Origin of the sequence: Halorubrum trapanicum, assembly GCF_002355655.1 — an archaeon.
GTDB classification, from domain to species: Archaea; Halobacteriota; Halobacteria; order Halobacteriales; family Haloferacaceae; genus Halorubrum; species Halorubrum trapanicum_A.
This window is the reverse complement of the sequence record NZ_AP017569.1, coordinates 1,955,141-1,970,458: the sequence shown is the minus strand read 5'-3', so window position 1 is coordinate 1,970,458 and position 15,318 is coordinate 1,955,141. Positions and strand designations below refer to the sequence as shown.

Here is a 15,318-nt window from a genome sequence, read left to right as displayed (position 1 = left end):
CCGCTTCGCTCCGGACCACCGACTCCCTCGCGCGGTGCTGTCTCGCGGCCGCCGAGGGCGGCCGCTCGCAGGCACGCGCCACCGTGATAGCTGGCGCTCATTGATTCGTCCGTACTGAGCGATGGGATCGGTCGAACGCGACCGAGCGGAGCGAGGTCGCGCTTTTTGGTCGAGCTTTTTCCGTGAGCGGTCGCCGTCTGAGCTACCGCCTGACTGGGATCCCCAAATAGCCTATTTCAAAATAGCCTACTTCAAGATAGCCTATTTTAAAATAGCCTATTCGGAAGTATTATTTTTCGCCCCGATGGAGGAGGGGTATGGACCGCTTCGTGAATCGGGACGACGAACTCGCTCGGCTCCGCGACTGCTACGAGTCCGACGACGCAGAGATGGCCGTGGTGTTCGGCCGGCGACGCCTCGGGAAGACGCAGCTCGTCCAGCACTCGCTGTCCGATCGTGACGACGCGGTGGTCTATCAGGCCACGGAGACCACCGCTCAGGTACAGCTCGACGAGTTCGTCGACGTCGCCGCCGAAACCTTCCCCGGAATCACGCGGATCAAACAGAACTGGGAAGCGCTGCTCGGGTATCTGGGCGATCAGGACGGCATCGTCGTCCTCGACGAATTCCCCTACCTCATCGACGCCGACGAGAGCCTCCCCTCGGTAATTCAGCGACTCTGGGACCAACGGCTCCAGGACACCTCGGGAACGCTCGTGCTGGTCGGGTCGTCGATCAGTATGATGGAAGAAGCGACGCTTCTCGGGAGCAGTCCCCTGTACGGCCGATTCACGGAACGGCTCGATCTCCGGCCCCTCGATTTCGCTGCCGCACAGGCGTTCGTTCCGGACGCGTGTTCGCCCGAAGAGCGGATTTTCACGTGGGGGATCTTCGGCGGCGTTCCGTACTATCTCGACGGCGTCGATCTCGGACGGGACCTCGGAACGGTTCTCACCGAGGAGCTCCTCTCCCAGAAGGGATACCTACATAACGAACCGGAGTACGTGCTCCGCACCGAACTCACGGACCCGAACCGATACTTCGCGATCCTCACCGCCATCGCCGCGGGAAAGACGACGTCGAACGAGATCGCGCAAGCGATTGGAATCGACGGGAAGCAGATATCGACGTACACACAGAAGTTGGAACGGCTGCGGCTCATCGAGCGCGAGGTACCGATCACCGAAGAGAAGGCGAAGTCACGCCGCGGACGCTATCGAATCCTCGATCCGCTGTTTCGGTTCTGGTTCCGCTTCGTTTACGGCAAGGAAGATCGATACGAACGCCTCGGGGCGGACGCCTACGACGCGGTCATCGAACCCGAACTCCCGGACTTCGTGAGCCACGAGTTCGAGCGGCTCTGCCGCGACGCACTTCCGGAGCTCTACCCGGACGAAACGTTCCTCGACATCGGCCGCTGGTGGTACAAGGAACACGAGGTCGACGTCGTCGGATTCACCACGGACGGAACGATGGTCGCCGGGGAGTGTAAGTTCACGAACGCACCGCTCGATTACGGAGCGCTCTCCTCGCTCGAAGACCACGCCGCCGAGATCCGCTGGACGCCGAACAGCGGTGAGAGGGACACCACGTACGCGTTATTCACTCGAAACGGTGCGACACGATCCGTTCAGGAAGCCGTGTCCGAGCGCGACGACGTACGGCTGTTCGACCTCGAAGACGTCGCGAAACACGCGTAGAGAGCAATCAACGGCCAGAGTGGGGGATAGCCGGTACTCGAAATAAAACTAGCTTCGGGGTCAGCCAATCCGTACCAATAAAAGGGCGTAAGAACCCCGAGAACGCCCGCTGGCGTTCAAGCCGTTCTCACTCGTTGCCGAACATCTGGCGCATCATCGGATGCATCTCCATCAGCTGCTCTTCGGCGATCTCCTCGTACAGCTTGTACGTGATAGAGACCGCCAGCAGCAGCCCGGTGCCGGAGACCTGTCCGATGGTGCCGAGCAGGTTCGCCATCACGGCGAGGAACCCGACGAGGGCGCCCCCGATGACGGTCACCTGCGGGATGTACCGCTCCATCACCTTCTCGACGACCTGCGGGTTCCGGCGGAACCCGGGGATCTGCATCCCGGAGTTCTGGATCTGTTTCGCGGTCGCCTCCGGCCCCATGCCGGTGGTCTCGACCCAGAAGATCGCGAAGATGGCGCCGCCCACGATCATGAACGTGAGGTCGACGGCGAGCCGGACCGCGATCATCCACGGTTCGACCGACGCCGGGATCTCCCCGAGGAACCACATCCACTGGCTGCGGCTCTGGATGGGGTTCAGGTAGTAGAACAGCCCGGAGATGGGCTGGCCCTGCGCGCTGTACTCGCCCAGGAACGCCGGCATCCCCGCCCACTGCGAGGAGAGGATCTGGCCGAGGAACTGGATGTTCGCCTGCAGCGCGCGAACGAGGATCATCGGCAGGACGGAGGCGTAGATCAGCTTCACCGGGAAGCGGCCGCGGGCGCCCTTCACGCGGGCGTGCGACAGCGGGATCTCGACGCGGACCGACTCCGCGTACACGACGATCCCGAAGATGAACACGGTGGTGAAAAGCGCCAGAATGCTGCCCGGATCGAACAGCAGGTTCTGGAGCCCCTCCGTCGTGAACGGCGACAGCGAGGCCGGCACGTCGCCGACGATGACGCCGTACCAGCTCGCGAAGAAGCCGGGGGGACCGAGGGCGGAGAAGCTGAAGAAGCCGCCGACGATCTGCTGGCTCACCGACGCGATGATGAACAGCCCGACGCCGGAACCGACGCCCCACTTGCTCACGATCTCGTCCATGAACAGGATGAGGATGCCGCCGACGAAGATCTGCGCGAAGATCAGCACCTGCACGCCGAACGTGCCGATGCCGAGCGCGTCACCGACGGCGGCGTCGGCCGGAAGGAAGCTCCCGGTGAACACCATCGGCGCCGCCGTCAGTGCCGAGACGATGATCACCAGCAGCTTCTGGAGGCCCTGGTAGAGGACCTGGTCACGCGGGTCGTTCTCCGTGTCGAGCCCGAGGAGGTTCGCACCGCCCAACAGCTGGAGGACGATGGACGCCGTGACGATCGGTCCGATACCGACCTGTAACAGCGACCCGGACGAGCCGGCGAGCACCGACCGGAACTGCCCGAAGAAGTCCGACCCCTGTCCGACCGCCAACCCGAACGGGTTGATGTTGGTCAGGAAGAAGTAGACGATCAGGACTCCGGCCGTCCACGTGAGCTTCCGTTTGAACGGGACGTGTCCCGCGGGCCGCTCCACGACGGGCATCCGCGAGAGCACCGGTTCGGCGGCCTCCTTCCAGCTCATGTTACGCCTCGTCGTTCTCGTCGTCGGAAGTGTTTTCCGGTTCGTCAGCGGGCTCTTCGGCGCGCTCGGAGAGCGTCGCCTCGCCGCCGGCCTCCTCGATGAGCTCGACCGCACCGGCCGTGAACGCGTCGGCCGTGACGTGAAGTTCGCTCCGGACCTGCCCGCCGCCGAGCACCTTCACGACGTCCGCCTCGTGACCGTCCTCGACGACGTCGCGCGCGTCGAAGACGTACGCGTCGCCGTCCTCCTCGGCGAGGCCGTCCGCGGCGTACAGCGCCGCGTCCTCGTCGAGCTTCTGGACCTTCACTTCGAGGACCTCCGTCTGAGCGTCCTCGGGGCGCTTGAACCCGTGCTTGCCGAGCGGGCCGTAGTTGTGGTACTCGTGTTTCGCGCGGCCGGCCGCGCCGCGGCCGCCGCGGTGTCCGGCGCCGCGCCGGTTCTTGTGCGTGCCGCCGCCGTGCGTCCGAGAGCCGCGCTGTCGTCGTTTCTTGCTCGTCATCGCATCGCCTCCAAGAGACTGTCGATCTCCTCGGTGGTGTGTTTCCCGAGCTCGCCGCCCTCGATCACGGGGTGTTTGATGCCCTCGTGACCGCCGCGGGGCGCGTGGAGCCGGAGCGTCGGCGAGAGGCCCTGCTCGCGCAGGGTCGTCTCCTCGTCGACGAGCGCCTCGGCCAGCGCCTCCAGGTCGGCGTAGTCGGTGTTGTCGTCGATCCACTCGTCGTCGACGTCGGCCGAGCCCTCGACGGGCTCGCCGCGCCGCGCGATCGTCCGCGCGACGGCCTCGACGCTCGGTTCCCCGAACGCGACGACGTCGTTGACCTTCGTGATCATGCCGCGGTACGAGTCCGTCTCGGGGACGAACGTCGCGTGGTTGACGCGCCCGATGTTCAGCATGTCGAGCGTGTCCTCGACGCCGGACCCGAGGTTGACCTCGCCGCGGAGTTGAACGAGCGCCTGCATCACTCGCTCACCTCGTCGTAGTGGACCTCACGCGCGTGCTGGGGGGTGCGGGACTGCGCCGCGTTCTCCAGAGCGTTGAACGTCGCCTTCGCGAGGTTCACCGTGGTGCGCGTGTTGCCGTCGGAGTTCGTCCAAGCGTCCTCGACGCCGGCGAGTTCCAAGATGTTGCGGACCGTCTCCGCGGCCGCGAGGCCCAGCCCCTGCGGGGCGGGCTTGACCTCGACCGTGACGGAGCCGGCCTTCCCCGTCGCCGTGCGAGTCAGGGAGTTGGTGCCGCCGGGCTGGTCCTCCCAGGAGCCGGAGCCGCGGTCGACCGAGATGATGTTCAGCTTCGCGACGTCGATCGCCTTCTGGATCGCGCCGCCGACCTGGTCGTCGCGGGCCTGCGCGTAGCCGAGGTAGCCGTCGCGGTTGCCCACGGCGACCACGCAGCGGAACTTCACGCGGCGGCCGGAGTCGGTCATGCGCTGGACCATGTTGATGTCCAGCACCTCGTCTTCGAGCCCCGGGAGGAGCTGGTCGACGATCTCCGCCTCCTTCAGCGGGAGGCCGGAGTTGAGCGCCTGTTCCATCGACGAGATCTCCCCGTCTTGTACCTTGCGGCCGAGTCGCGTCCGCGGCTCCCAGCCGTCGTTGTGTCTACTCATGGTCCTCCTGGATTGTCTCGAGCACGGAATCGAAGTGCTCGGGTAGCTCGCTGGCGTCGAACGAACCGCTGTACAGCGGCTCGTCGAGCTGCTCGGCGTAGTCGGCGATGTGCTCGCCGCGCGTGCGCGACCAGTCGGCCAGCACGTCGTCGTTGTGCGGGATCTCGAGGCCCGCGTCGATCGCTCCTTCCTGTACCGCGAACGTCTTGTTGCCGGGCGTCGCCGTGTTGAGCCCGATGTCGAGGACGGCCTCGTCGAGGCCGGCGTCGACGGCGCGGGCGCCCGCGAGGAAGCCGGTGAGGTACGCGCTGGGGAGGTTGCCCGTGGGGGCGTCCCAGCCGTACTCGCCGAGCTCCTCGCTGGAGGCGGCCGCGTGGGTCTCGTCGCCGTCCGGTCCGGGGGTCACCAGCTGCGCCCTGACGTGAGCGTTGCTCACCCGAGCGACCAGGCGAGGCTTGCCCGATTTCAGCAGGCGCAACCTCTGATGGTAATCCGTCCGGACCTCGCGGCGGCGCCGCATCGGCACCTTGTATCGTGGTCCTGTCGCCATTAGTCCGTCACCTCGTAACCGTACTGCGTCCGAATGTACGCCTCGAGACGGGCGACGTCCTCGAAGTCGCCGCCGCTCGCCTTGTTGTACAGCGTGCGGTACTCGGAGGCGTCGAGCACGTCTTCCTCGTCGCGAAGCTCCTTCAGGCGCGCCCGCTGCGCGCGGATGCGCGCCTTCCAGTCGTCTTTCGTGTCCTGTCGCGCGCCGGAGCGACCCTTGCGGGAGCCGGCGCCGGACTGGTGCCCGTACGAGCGCTTGTCGGCGCGCTCGCGGGCGCGACCGCGCGAGTTCGTCTTCTCGTCTTTCGCGCGGATCGTCCCCTGTTCGATGAGTTCGCGGACGTCCTCGCGGGTGATCGCGTCTTCGATCTCCTCCTGTGCGTCGGGGTCGAGCCAGACGCGGCCCTTGCCGACGTCCAGCTCGTCCGCTGCGAGCCGTTTCTGCGCCTTCAGATCACTCATCGTTGACCTCCACCTCGACGTAGGTCGGGTTCAGCACGCGAATGCCGCGCTCCTCCGCCTCGTCTTCGATCAGTTCGCGCTTGCGACCGCCGACCTTCGAGGCGATACGCACCGCCTGCGTGTCGCCGTCGACGCCCTCGAGGTCGTCCGTGTTGTGCACGCGGACCTCCTCGAAGCCGCTCGGGTGCAGGTCGCGCGACGCCTTGGGCGAGCGGAAGCCGGCCTCGACGACCGGCCCCTTCGATTTCATGCGGCGGCGCTGCTTGGAGAGCCCGCCCCGCGGCTTGCGCCACGACGTCGGGATCCGCTTTTTCTTGTGGTAGTCCTGCCGGTTGAACTGCGGTTTCCCCTCGCGGTGCTTCTGTGCGAGCGCGCGAGCGGTCTCGTCGTCCAGCTCCGGCGTCTTGTCGGCGTGGCCGCGGGGACGAAGCTCCGTCTCGACCTCCTCGTCGGATTCGGCCTCGTCGGCCTCCTCCTCGTCGGTCTCGTCTTCGATCTCCGCGTCCGCCTCCTCGTCGACCTCCAGTCCGCCGACGTCGGCCTTGATACGCGCGGCGAGCGCGTTGCCGACGCCCTCGACCTCGGAGAGCTCCGACTGGGAGGCGGCCTTCACGTCCTCGACCGTCTCGTAGCCGGCCTCGCGAAGCGCGTCCGCCTTCGAGGGACCGACGCCGCTGATGTCTTCCAGTTCGTCTGCCATTGGTTAGGCACCTCCGGTGGGCTTCTCGACGATGTACACGCCGTCCTGGAAGACGCGCGTGTCCTTGTCGGTCACCTTCGTCAGCTGTTCGATGTCGGCGGCGGTCTGCCCGACGGCCTCCTTGTCGGAGCCCGAGAGCGTGACCGTCTCGCCGTCGACCTGTACGTCCGTGTCTCCGCGGATCGGGGTGCGCCGCGCGGCGCTCTCCCCGAGGAAGTTCTCGATGACGACCTCGTCGCCCTCCACGTTCACCTGCATCGGGAAGTGGGCGTAGTACACTTCCATCGTGTACTCCCACCCGTCGGTGACGCCGTGGATCATGTTGGCGACGTGGCTCTCGAAGGTGCCGACCGTGGCGTTGGTCTTCGCGTCCTCGTTCTCCGAGGTGATGACCACCGCGCCGTCCTCGACGGCAACGTCGACGTCGGGGTACCAGAGGCGTCGCGTGACGCTCCCGTTGGGCCCCTCGACGGTGAGTTCGAGGTGGTCGGTCTCGGCGGAGACGTCGTCCGGAATCTCGATTTCGACTCTGTTCATTGTTAGTAGACGTATGCGATCACTTGGCCGCCGATGCCCGCTTCGCGGGCCTCGTAGTGGCTCATGACGCCGTGGCTCGTCGTGACGATGAGCGTCCCGTAGTCACGGGCGGGGAGGTATCGCTTCTCCCACTTCTCGAACTCGTCGGCTCCCGCCGAGTAGCGGGGCTTGACGGCGCCACACTCGTTGATCGCGCCTTTCAGTTCGACCTCGAACTTCCCGGCTTTCCCGTCGTCGACGTACTCGAAGCCGTCGACGTACCCGCGGTCGTAGAGGACCTCGAGGACGGAGCCGATGATGTTCGAAGCGGGCTCTACCGTGTACGACAGGTGGCCAACGCTCTCGGCGTTGTCCATGCCGGCGAGCGCGTTGGTGAATGGATCGTTTCCCGTCATGATCAGCTGTACTTCTCGAATCCCATGTCTCGGGCGACCTCGCGGAAGCACTGCCGGCAGAGGTTGATATCGTACTTGCCGACGAGTCCCTGCTCGCGGTCGCACCGCCGGCACGTGTGCCGGGAGTCGGTGCGCTTCGCGGCGTGCTCGCCCGTGTCGTTGTTCGCTTCGCTCATTCGGTTACCTCGACGTCGAAGTTCGTTTCGAGGAACGCGGCCGCGTCCTCGGCTGTCATCCGGTGGCGAGCGGGGATGGTCCCCGTCGCCTTGTCGCGCTTCGAGACGCGGTAGCCGGGACGGACGATCGTCGTCGTCACGTCGAGGCCGTAGATCCCGGTGTTGGGATCGTACTCCTGGCTCGGGAAGTCGGTGTGGTCCTCGACCCCGAAGCTGAGGTTACCCGTGTCGTCGAACTGGCTCCGGCCGATCTCGACCAGATCCAGCGCGGTCGCGAGGAACTCGTGCGCGTCCTCGCCCCGCAGCGTCACCTTCACGCCGATCGGGTCGCCCTTGCGGATCCCGAACTCGGCGATGGTGCGCTTCGAGGTGGTCCGGACCGACTGCTGGCCCGTGATCTCCTCGATGATCTGCTCGGCGTCGGCGAGGGGTTCACCGCCCTGTCCGACGCCCATGTGCACGACGACCTTCTCGAGGTACGGCTCGCGCATCTCGTGGTCGGCGCTCTCGGCTTCACTCATCCGAATCACCCGCCGCGTCGGCGTCGTCGTCGGTGAAGTTCTCGTCGATCACGACGACGTACTCCTCGACGGTCTCGTAGCCGCCGTCGTCGCTGGCGACGGTCACGGTGTTGTCTCCGGAGCCGAGCGTCACGTCGATGTCGTCGATCTCGCCGATGTGGCCGGCGTGCTGGCCGGCGACGGCGGTGACCAGGGCGCCCTCCTCGTACTCGAAGTGGGCGACGATCTCCTTCGTCTCGTTGTCGACGACGATCGAGTCGTTCGTGTCGTAGTCCGCGTCGTCGTCGACGCGGACGTTCGTCCCGTCGTGGAGCGTCAGCTGGACGACCCCGCCGGGGACGACGGTCTTGTTCGTGATCTTCCCGAGCCGGCTACCCGCGGCCTCCTCGTCGACGGAGGTCAGCGCGAGCCGACCGCCCTCGTCGGGGAAGACGCGGAAGTACTCCCCGCGCTCGGGGAACGCCAGGATGTCGAACATCCCGATCGGACGCTGCTCGTCCGAGACCGCGTCCCCGTTGACGAGGATCGAGTCGTTGTTCAGCGCGTAGCGCGCCTCCTTCGTCGAGTCGACGTAGCCGAGCACGTCCCGCAGCAGGACGACGAGCGGAACGCCCGCCTCGCCGTGCGGGCCCGCGCCCGCCTTCACGGTGAACGTGTCCGTCTTGCGCTCGACCGGCCAGGAGTTCGGTACCGACAGTCGCTTCTGGTGTCGCGTCATTCGTTGTCCTCCTGGAGCCGCGCCTCCCGGCGCTCGTCTTCCAGGTCCAGCTCGGTCACCCGGACGTTGCTCGCCGGGATGGGGCGGGGAACCTCCTCCCCGTCCGCCTTCTCGACGGTGACGTCCTCGACCGTGATCCGCTCGGCGGACAGGTCGACGGAGACGACCTCCGCCTCCGTGCCGGCCGCGTCGCCGCGAAGCACCTCGACGGTGTCGCCGGCGTTGACGCGGACGTTCCGCTGTCCGTACTCCTCGCGGAGATCCTCGGTGAGGGTGGCCCGGACCTGGTTCTGCCGCTCGTGGAGCGGCGCGGTCTCCGACCGTTTTCGCTGTTTGCGTGGCTGTTTCGTCATAGTTAGACGATCATCGTCGCGGTCGAGGCGATGCTCCCGAACCGTTCGGCGACCTCGCGGGCGACGGGGCCTTTGATCTCCGTGCCCCGCGGCTCCTCGAGGTCGTCGATGATGACGGCCGCGTTGTCCTCGAACTTCACGCGCGTGCCGTCCGGACGGCGGATCGGCTTGCGCTGGCGGACGACGACCGCCTCCAGCACCTGCCGCCGCATCTCCGGGGTCCCTTTGGTGACCGAGACGGTCACCTTGTCGCCGATCCCCGCCTTCGGGTGGCGGTTCTTCGTGCCGGAGTAGCCCGACACGGAGATGACCTTCAGCTCACGGGCGCCGGTGTTGTCGGCGCACGTGATCAGCGAGCCCTTCGAGAGCCCCTGCGTGACGTCGGCCTTGAGCGCCTCCATCACTGATCACCCGAGCGGATCTCGACGACGACGTGGGACTTCGTCTTCGAGAGCGGTCGCGTCTCCGCGATCGTCACTTCGTCACCGACTTCGAGCGAGTCGAGCACGCCCGGCACGTGGGCCGGGATGCGCGAGCGACGCTTCATGTACCGGTCGTATTTCGGTACGAACACGTCGTACTCTCGCTCGACGATGACGGTCTTTTCCATATCCGTCGACACGACCGTCCCCTCGCGGGTCTGGCCGCGGACGGAGAGCTGCCCGTAGAACGGGCACTTCTCGTAGTCGTAATCCTCCGGGTTGTCTGGCTCCGGAGGCGTGGGTACGTCGATTCCTATCGCCATTGTGTGGCACCTCGTTCGGTGCGTTCGGCGGGCCGATGCCGCAACCGATCGCCATCCACCGTCGCGTAGACCGCGTCTTTGCACTCGCCTCGTCGGCTCGCCGGACCCGCGCCGTCACCGGTGACGACGCTTTCGGACCCGGACGGGCCAGACTGACGGGGGCGGACCCCCGTAGTATCCGACCCGAGTTGGGACGCGGACCCCGGCGACTGTCCGTCGCCGGCGGCTTCATCTGTGCGAGCGGTCGGCGTCTCGACGACGCCGAACTCGAACGTCGCGCCCGACTTGGGCACGCGCTTGTCCCCCGACGCCGTCCGGACCACGAGGGTGCCGAACGTCTCGTCGAGCACGCGACCGGCGACGCCAACGTGGGCGTCGCTGTCGGCGTCGGCCACCCGAACCGGGAGGCCGACGAGCTCGTGTCGAACGATGTTGTCGGGGGAGATCATCTCACTGTTCGTCGTCGAAGTCGCCTTCTTCCGCCTGGATCGTCTTGATCCGCGCGATGGTCTTCTTCAGCTCGTTGACGCGGCCCGGGCTCTCCGGCATGCCGCCGGCGGCCCGCTGCGCCTTCGAGTTGAGCAGCTCGGTCTCGAGCTCCTCGAGTTCGACCTCCCGCTCCGCCGCGGTCATGTCGCGGATCTCGTCGGTGTAGAGGATCGCCATTTACTCGTCCTCCTCGGCTTCCTCGTCGGCCGCCTCCATCTCCGCGACGAGGTCGGCCGCCTCGGACTCGATCTCTTCGTCGAGTTCGTCGAGCTCGTCGGCGTCGACGTCCTCGTCGACCGGTTCCTCCGCGGCGACGTCCGTCGCCTCGTCGGCCGTCTCCTGCGTCTCCTCGACGACCTCTTCGACGACCTCCTCGTCGATGACGTCCGTGGGGTCCTCGTCGGGGACGTCGACGTCCTCGTCGTCGCCCACGTCGGGCACCTCCTCGGGCTCCTCCTCGAGGAGCGACTCGACGCCCTCGTCGGCGTCGGCGTCGACCGCCGCCTGCTCGACCTCCGGGACTTCGGCGTCCTCGCGGACGTCGAAGTCGTCCGGGAGCGTCGCGCCCGGCGGGATGATCTTCACGTTGACGCCGATCGTCCCGAGCTTCATGACGGCGACGCCCTGGCCGTGGTCGACGACCTCCTCGGCGGGCTCGCCGTTGTGCTTGATGTAGCCGCGGTTGAACTTCTCGACGCGCGAGCGCGCGCCGGTGACCTTCCCGCTCAGGACGATCTCGGCGCCCAGCGCGCCCGCGTCCATGATCCGGTCGATCGTCGTGTGACCGGCCTTCCGGAAGTACCAGCCGCGTTCTAAGGCGTTCGCGAGACGGTCCGCGACGATCTGGGCGTTCAGGTCGGGCTCGTCGACCTCCTGAACGTCGATCTGCGGGTCGTCCATGTCGAAGCGCTCCTCGAGCTCGGTGGTGATCTTGCGGATGTTCTTCCCGCCCTTCCCGATCACCATGCCGGGCTTTTCGGCCTTTAAGACGATCTGGGTGCCCATCGGCGTCTGGGCGACGTCCATCCCGCCGTAGCCGGCGCGGCCGAGCTCGTCCGCGAAGAACTCGTTGATCTGGGAACGGCGAAGGCCGTCCTCGATGAATTGGTGTTCGTCAGCCATTAGTTGTCAGCCTCCGGCTCCTCGATGATCAGTTCGACGTCCGCGAGGGTGGTGTTCCACTCCGTCGCGCCCGCGGCGCGGGGGTTTCGGCCGGGCCGCTCGCCGACCTTGTGGGGGGCGACGTGTTTGATGACCATCTCCTCGCCGTCGAACCCCTGTTCGTCGGCGTTGTTCCTGACGTTCTCTAAGAGCTTTAGGAAGTCCTTGGCGGCCTTCTCGGGGTACCGTCCCGCGTCCCAGCCGTCGATGTCGGAGCGGTGACCCGCGCCGGCGTTGTGCTGGCGCATCGGCACCGAGGTCTCCTCGTCGATCACTTCCTGGAGGAACTCCTCCGCGTCGGCGACCGTCTCGCCTTTGATCTCTCGGGAGATCTCCTTGCTGTCCTTCACGCTGATGGGCCGGTCGCGGAGCATCCCCTTGGCGGTGGTCTCCGGGTCGGCCTCGACGCTGTAGTTGATTCCCATGGGTTACTTGAGGGGCACGAACTTCGAGGACCGGGTCGCGCCGATGCCGGCCTGGCCGTGTTCGACGGTGCTTCGCGTCAGGTGGAACTCGCCCAGGTAGTGGCCGATCATCTCGGGCTCGACCTGAACGCGCTCGAAGCTGTGTCCGTTGTACACGGCGAAGGTGACGCCGACGAACTCCGGCAGCACCGGCATGTCGCGCAGGTGCGTCCGGATCGGGTCGTCCGCCGTCGTCTCCTTGTCGCGGCTCCGGACCGTCTCCAGCAGCTTCTGCTGTTCGGTGCCGAGTCCGCGAACGATGCTTCGCCGCTGGCGTGCGGGGAGCAGTTCCGCGACCTCGTCTACGTCCATCTCCTGCAGCTCGTCGAGCGAGTGACCGCGGTAGGCGAACTCCTTGCCCTCGCGGCCGGTTCGGTAGTCTGAACTCATTTGTTGCCACCTCGTCCGGTGCGCTTGGATGCGATGTCACCGACCTTGCGTCCCGGCGGAGCGTTCCGCGAGACGGACTTCGGCTGGCCGGGGTGTTGGCGACCACCGCCACCGAAGGGGTGGTCGACGGCGTTCATCGCGACGCCGCGCACGCGCGGGTATTTGGTGCCGCGCGCCTTCATCTTGTGGTGCTTGTTGCCGGCCTTGACGAAGGGTTTCTCCGTCCGGCCGCCGCCCGCGACCACGCCGATCGTGGCGCGGCACTGGGGGTCGAGCCGCTTCACTTCGCCGCTGGGGAGCTGGACGACCGCGACGTCGCGGTCGTGGGTGAGCAGCGTCGCGGACACGCCGGAGGCGCGCGCGAACTTCCCGCCGTCCCCGCGGTTGCTCTCGACGTTACACACCGGGACGCCCTCGGGGATCTCCGCCAGCGGGAGCGTGTTGCCCGGCTTGATCTCCGCCGAGACGCCGACCTGGATCGTCTCGCCCACGCGAACGCCTTCCGGCGCGAGCACGAGCCGACGGTCGTCGTCCTCGAACTCGACCTCCGCGAGGGGGGCCGAGCGGGCCGGGTCGTGTTCGATCCCGACGATCTCGCCGGTGATCGTGTCCACGTCTTCGAGCTTCTTGTGCGACAGTTCCGCCTTGTAACGGTGGGAGGGGGCCCGGAACGTCGGGCCGCCGCGTCCGCGCCGTTGTCCTTGAATTCGTCGTCCCATCTCAGAACACCCCGATGCGCGAGGCGATTTCGGTCGCGTCGTCGTCCGCGGACAGGGTGACGATCGCCTTCTTCTCGCCCTGCGGCGTCACCTGCGTGTTCACGTTGACGACGCCCACGTCGTAGCGCTCGGCGACCTCGGACTCGATCTCCGGTTTGGTCGCGTCCACGTCGACGAGGAACAGCAGCTTGTTGTTGAAGTCCATCTCGTTCATCGCCTGCTCGGTGACGATCGGATGCTCGATGATCGAGTTCATCGGTCCGCCACCTCCGAGACGGCGCTTTCGGTCCACAGCGTGAGTCGGCCCGGGTGCGCGCCGGGCGCGAGGTCCTCCGCGTTGACCTCGCGAGCGGTCGCGACGTCGACGCCCGCGAGGTTGCGGGCGGCGCGCGACGGCTCCTCGCTGGTGACGACGAGGACGGACTTGGGCTGGCGGTACTTGCGGCCGCGGGCCTTCCCCTGTCCGGCGCGGACGGAGCGGCCCTCCTCGGAGCGCTCGATGTCGGCGTCGACGCCGACGGCCTCGAGCACGCCCAGGGCCTCCTGGGTCTTCTTCAGGTCCTCGAACTCGTCGCTCACGACGAGCGGGAGGTCGAGGTCCTCGTCGAACGCGTGACCGCGCTCGGCGACGAGCTCGGCGTCGGTCGTGGCCGCGATGGCCGACCGGATCGCGAGCTGTCGCTCCTTGTCGTTGAGGCTCTTCGTCTGGTCCTTCTCGGCCTTCGGCGGGTGCGCGGCGCGGCCCGACACGGCGTGCGGGACGCGGCGGGCGACGTTCTCGGAACGTGGCACGTGCGCGAGCCCGCGGCCGGAGCCGAACGACTCGGCGGGCGTCCGCAGCCCGGCGAACTCGTCGGCCCCGTAGGCCTGCTTCCGGTTTGCCTGGGCGGCGCCGACCGCGCGACCGATGAGGTCCGGTCGGAACGCGGTGTCGAAGACGGCCGGCAGCTCGACGCTGCCCGCCTCGTCGCCGTCCAGGTCGTGTACTGTTGCGTTCATTGGTTATCCCTGGTTGGATTCGGTGGAAACGTACCGGACCTCGGGGTCGAGGCGCGGCTGGTCGTTCGGCCGGATGGCCGGGCGGAGTCGCAGCAGGCGCTGGTCCGGTCCGGGCAGCGAGCCCTTGATGAGCGCGTACTCGCCGTCGACCTCGCCGTAGTTGACGAAGCCGCCGTCGACGGAGGCGTCGTCGCCCTCGCCGAAGTCGATGAGGCGCTTGTTGAGCTCGGTGCGCTGGTGGTAGCCGGTCTGCCCCTGCTGGGGCACGGTGGAGCGGACGCGGGAGGGGTTCCACGGACCGAGGTTGCCGATCCGGCGCCGCCATCCCTGGCGGGCGTGTTTGCCCTTCCGCTTCTGAACGCCCCAGCGCTTGACGGGACCCTGCGTCCCCTTCCCCTTCGTGATGCCGGAGACGTCGGTGTACTGGCCGGCGCGGAAGACGTCGCCGAACTCGTGGGCGCCGCCTTCGGCGACCAGGTCCAGCGCGAAGTCGGCGCGCTCCTCTAAGGAGCCGCCGCCGACGCGCGTCTCCATGACGTCGGGCTTCTTCTTGGGGACGTTCGCGAGGTCCGAGGGGGCCGTGTGCGTGATGACGCGCACGTCGTCGACGACGTCGTCGTCGAGCAGCGCGCGCAGCTCGTCGGCGTCCTCCTCGAATGTTTCTTCGGCCGGGAGGTCGAGCGCGCGGTCGAGCTCCTCGTGGAACTCGGTCGCCCAGACCTCTTCGACCGGCTTCTGTCCGTACGGCGTGTCCTCGTAGGCTCGGACTGCGACGGCGTACATCTGCGGCGTCTCGACGACGGTGACGGGGACGGCCTCTTCCATCCCTTCACGCGGCGAGTTCGCCTCGTCGTTGACCATCATGACGTGGGTCATCCCGGCCTTGTAGCCGGCGAATCCCTGCAGCGCAGGGGCCCCGTCGTCGTCTGGCCACGAACGGATGCGCGGCACCTCGCTGTCTGCGCGGGTGCGCGGGCCGTAGCCCAGCGAGCCTTTTCGTGGTCGGCTTGGTTGTGGCATGTGT

General features: G+C 67.2%; 25 protein-coding genes. 1 reads left to right on the top strand and 24 read right to left on the bottom strand.

Annotation, left to right across the window (positions count from 1 at the left end; genetic code table 11):
* Nucleotides 1-317 precede the first annotated feature (317 nt).
* Nucleotides 318-1,700, top strand: coding sequence for an ATP-binding protein (locus CPZ01_RS09565; RefSeq protein ID WP_096394502.1), 1,383 nt, complete (start codon nucleotides 318-320; stop codon nucleotides 1,698-1,700).
* 127 nt (nucleotides 1,701-1,827) lie between these two features.
* On the opposite strand, the gene secY is transcribed toward CPZ01_RS09565, so the two are convergent.
* The 24 genes from secY to CPZ01_RS09445 are packed head-to-tail and all read right to left on the bottom strand — an operon-like array spanning nucleotide 1,828 to nucleotide 15,314.
* The gene (gene secY, locus CPZ01_RS09560; RefSeq protein WP_096394501.1) at nucleotides 1,828-3,309 is read right to left on the bottom strand and encodes a preprotein translocase subunit SecY; all 1,482 of its coding nucleotides are present in this window, start codon (nucleotides 3,307-3,309) and stop codon (nucleotides 1,828-1,830) included.
* 1 nt (nucleotide 3,310) lies between these two features.
* Entirely contained in the window at nucleotides 3,311-3,808 is a 498-nt protein-coding gene (locus CPZ01_RS09555; protein WP_096394500.1) for an uL15m family ribosomal protein, read from the bottom strand.
* A complete protein-coding gene (locus CPZ01_RS09550) occupies nucleotides 3,805-4,269 on the bottom strand; it encodes a 50S ribosomal protein L30 (protein WP_096394499.1) in 465 nt (154 codons plus the stop codon). Before CPZ01_RS09550 ends, CPZ01_RS09555 begins: the two co-directional genes overlap by 4 nt.
* Nucleotides 4,269-4,916, bottom strand: coding sequence for a 30S ribosomal protein S5 (locus CPZ01_RS09545; RefSeq protein WP_096394498.1), 648 nt, complete (start codon nucleotides 4,914-4,916; stop codon nucleotides 4,269-4,271). Before CPZ01_RS09545 ends, CPZ01_RS09550 begins: the two co-directional genes overlap by 1 nt.
* Entirely contained in the window at nucleotides 4,909-5,466 is a 558-nt protein-coding gene (locus CPZ01_RS09540) for a 50S ribosomal protein L18 (RefSeq protein WP_096394497.1), read from the bottom strand. The genes CPZ01_RS09545 and CPZ01_RS09540 overlap by 8 nt, the downstream gene beginning before the upstream one ends.
* The gene (locus CPZ01_RS09535) at nucleotides 5,466-5,927 is read right to left on the bottom strand and encodes a 50S ribosomal protein L19e (protein WP_096394496.1); all 462 of its coding nucleotides are present in this window, start codon (nucleotides 5,925-5,927) and stop codon (nucleotides 5,466-5,468) included. The genes CPZ01_RS09540 and CPZ01_RS09535 overlap by 1 nt, the downstream gene beginning before the upstream one ends.
* A complete protein-coding gene (locus CPZ01_RS09530) occupies nucleotides 5,920-6,627 on the bottom strand; it encodes a 50S ribosomal protein L32e (RefSeq protein ID WP_096394495.1) in 708 nt (235 codons plus the stop codon). Before CPZ01_RS09530 ends, CPZ01_RS09535 begins: the two co-directional genes overlap by 8 nt.
* Nucleotides 6,628-6,630: 3 nt before the next feature.
* Entirely contained in the window at nucleotides 6,631-7,164 is a 534-nt protein-coding gene (locus CPZ01_RS09525) for a 50S ribosomal protein L6 (RefSeq protein WP_096394494.1), read from the bottom strand.
* Between the two features lie 2 nt (nucleotides 7,165-7,166).
* Nucleotides 7,167-7,559, bottom strand: coding sequence for a 30S ribosomal protein S8 (locus CPZ01_RS09520; protein ID WP_004597419.1), 393 nt, complete (start codon nucleotides 7,557-7,559; stop codon nucleotides 7,167-7,169).
* A gap of 2 nt (nucleotides 7,560-7,561) precedes the next feature.
* Nucleotides 7,562-7,735 carry a 30S ribosomal protein S14 gene (locus CPZ01_RS09515; protein ID WP_004597423.1) on the bottom strand — a complete coding sequence of 58 codons (174 nt, stop codon included), beginning with the start codon at nucleotides 7,733-7,735 and terminating at the stop codon, nucleotides 7,562-7,564.
* Nucleotides 7,732-8,256, bottom strand: coding sequence for a 50S ribosomal protein L5 (locus CPZ01_RS09510; protein ID WP_096394493.1), 525 nt, complete (start codon nucleotides 8,254-8,256; stop codon nucleotides 7,732-7,734). The genes CPZ01_RS09515 and CPZ01_RS09510 overlap by 4 nt, the downstream gene beginning before the upstream one ends.
* On the bottom strand, nucleotides 8,249-8,974 hold the full coding sequence (locus CPZ01_RS09505; RefSeq protein WP_096394492.1) for a 30S ribosomal protein S4e: 726 nt from the start codon (nucleotides 8,972-8,974) through the stop codon (nucleotides 8,249-8,251). Before CPZ01_RS09505 ends, CPZ01_RS09510 begins: the two co-directional genes overlap by 8 nt.
* On the bottom strand, nucleotides 8,971-9,327 hold the full coding sequence (rplX, locus tag CPZ01_RS09500) for a 50S ribosomal protein L24 (RefSeq protein ID WP_004597427.1): 357 nt from the start codon (nucleotides 9,325-9,327) through the stop codon (nucleotides 8,971-8,973). The genes CPZ01_RS09505 and rplX overlap by 4 nt, the downstream gene beginning before the upstream one ends.
* A 2-nt stretch (nucleotides 9,328-9,329) precedes the next feature.
* Nucleotides 9,330-9,728, bottom strand: coding sequence for a 50S ribosomal protein L14 (locus CPZ01_RS09495; protein WP_004597429.1), 399 nt, complete (start codon nucleotides 9,726-9,728; stop codon nucleotides 9,330-9,332).
* Nucleotides 9,728-10,072, bottom strand: a complete 345-nt coding sequence (locus tag CPZ01_RS09490; protein ID WP_006114464.1) for a 30S ribosomal protein S17 — start codon at nucleotides 10,070-10,072, stop codon at nucleotides 9,728-9,730. The genes CPZ01_RS09495 and CPZ01_RS09490 overlap by 1 nt, the downstream gene beginning before the upstream one ends.
* The gene (locus tag CPZ01_RS09485; RefSeq protein WP_096394491.1) at nucleotides 10,063-10,521 is read right to left on the bottom strand and encodes a ribonuclease P protein component 1; all 459 of its coding nucleotides are present in this window, start codon (nucleotides 10,519-10,521) and stop codon (nucleotides 10,063-10,065) included. The genes CPZ01_RS09490 and CPZ01_RS09485 overlap by 10 nt, the downstream gene beginning before the upstream one ends.
* Nucleotide 10,522: 1 nt before the next feature.
* Entirely contained in the window at nucleotides 10,523-10,738 is a 216-nt protein-coding gene (rpmC, locus tag CPZ01_RS09480) for a 50S ribosomal protein L29 (protein ID WP_004597441.1), read from the bottom strand.
* Nucleotides 10,739-11,683, bottom strand: coding sequence for a 30S ribosomal protein S3 (locus tag CPZ01_RS09475; RefSeq protein WP_096394490.1), 945 nt, complete (start codon nucleotides 11,681-11,683; stop codon nucleotides 10,739-10,741).
* A complete protein-coding gene (locus CPZ01_RS09470) occupies nucleotides 11,683-12,147 on the bottom strand; it encodes a 50S ribosomal protein L22 (RefSeq protein ID WP_096394489.1) in 465 nt (154 codons plus the stop codon). The genes CPZ01_RS09475 and CPZ01_RS09470 overlap by 1 nt, the downstream gene beginning before the upstream one ends.
* A gap of 3 nt (nucleotides 12,148-12,150) precedes the next feature.
* Nucleotides 12,151-12,576 (bottom strand): 30S ribosomal protein S19, encoded by a 426-nt coding sequence (locus CPZ01_RS09465; RefSeq protein ID WP_004599532.1) that lies wholly within the window; start codon nucleotides 12,574-12,576, stop codon nucleotides 12,151-12,153.
* Nucleotides 12,573-13,295: a 50S ribosomal protein L2 gene (locus tag CPZ01_RS09460; protein ID WP_026046261.1), complete on the bottom strand. Its 723-nt coding sequence runs from the start codon at nucleotides 13,293-13,295 to the stop codon at nucleotides 12,573-12,575. The genes CPZ01_RS09465 and CPZ01_RS09460 overlap by 4 nt, the downstream gene beginning before the upstream one ends.
* A gap of 1 nt (nucleotide 13,296) precedes the next feature.
* Complete coding sequence (locus CPZ01_RS09455; protein ID WP_004597450.1) at nucleotides 13,297-13,551, bottom strand: 50S ribosomal protein L23; 255 nt, start codon at nucleotides 13,549-13,551, stop codon at nucleotides 13,297-13,299.
* Nucleotides 13,548-14,294, bottom strand: coding sequence for a 50S ribosomal protein L4 (gene rpl4p / locus CPZ01_RS09450; protein ID WP_096394488.1), 747 nt, complete (start codon nucleotides 14,292-14,294; stop codon nucleotides 13,548-13,550). The genes CPZ01_RS09455 and rpl4p overlap by 4 nt, the downstream gene beginning before the upstream one ends.
* Before the next feature lie 3 nt (nucleotides 14,295-14,297).
* On the bottom strand, nucleotides 14,298-15,314 hold the full coding sequence (locus tag CPZ01_RS09445; RefSeq protein WP_096394487.1) for a 50S ribosomal protein L3: 1,017 nt from the start codon (nucleotides 15,312-15,314) through the stop codon (nucleotides 14,298-14,300).
* Between the last annotated feature and the right edge of the window lie 4 nt (nucleotides 15,315-15,318).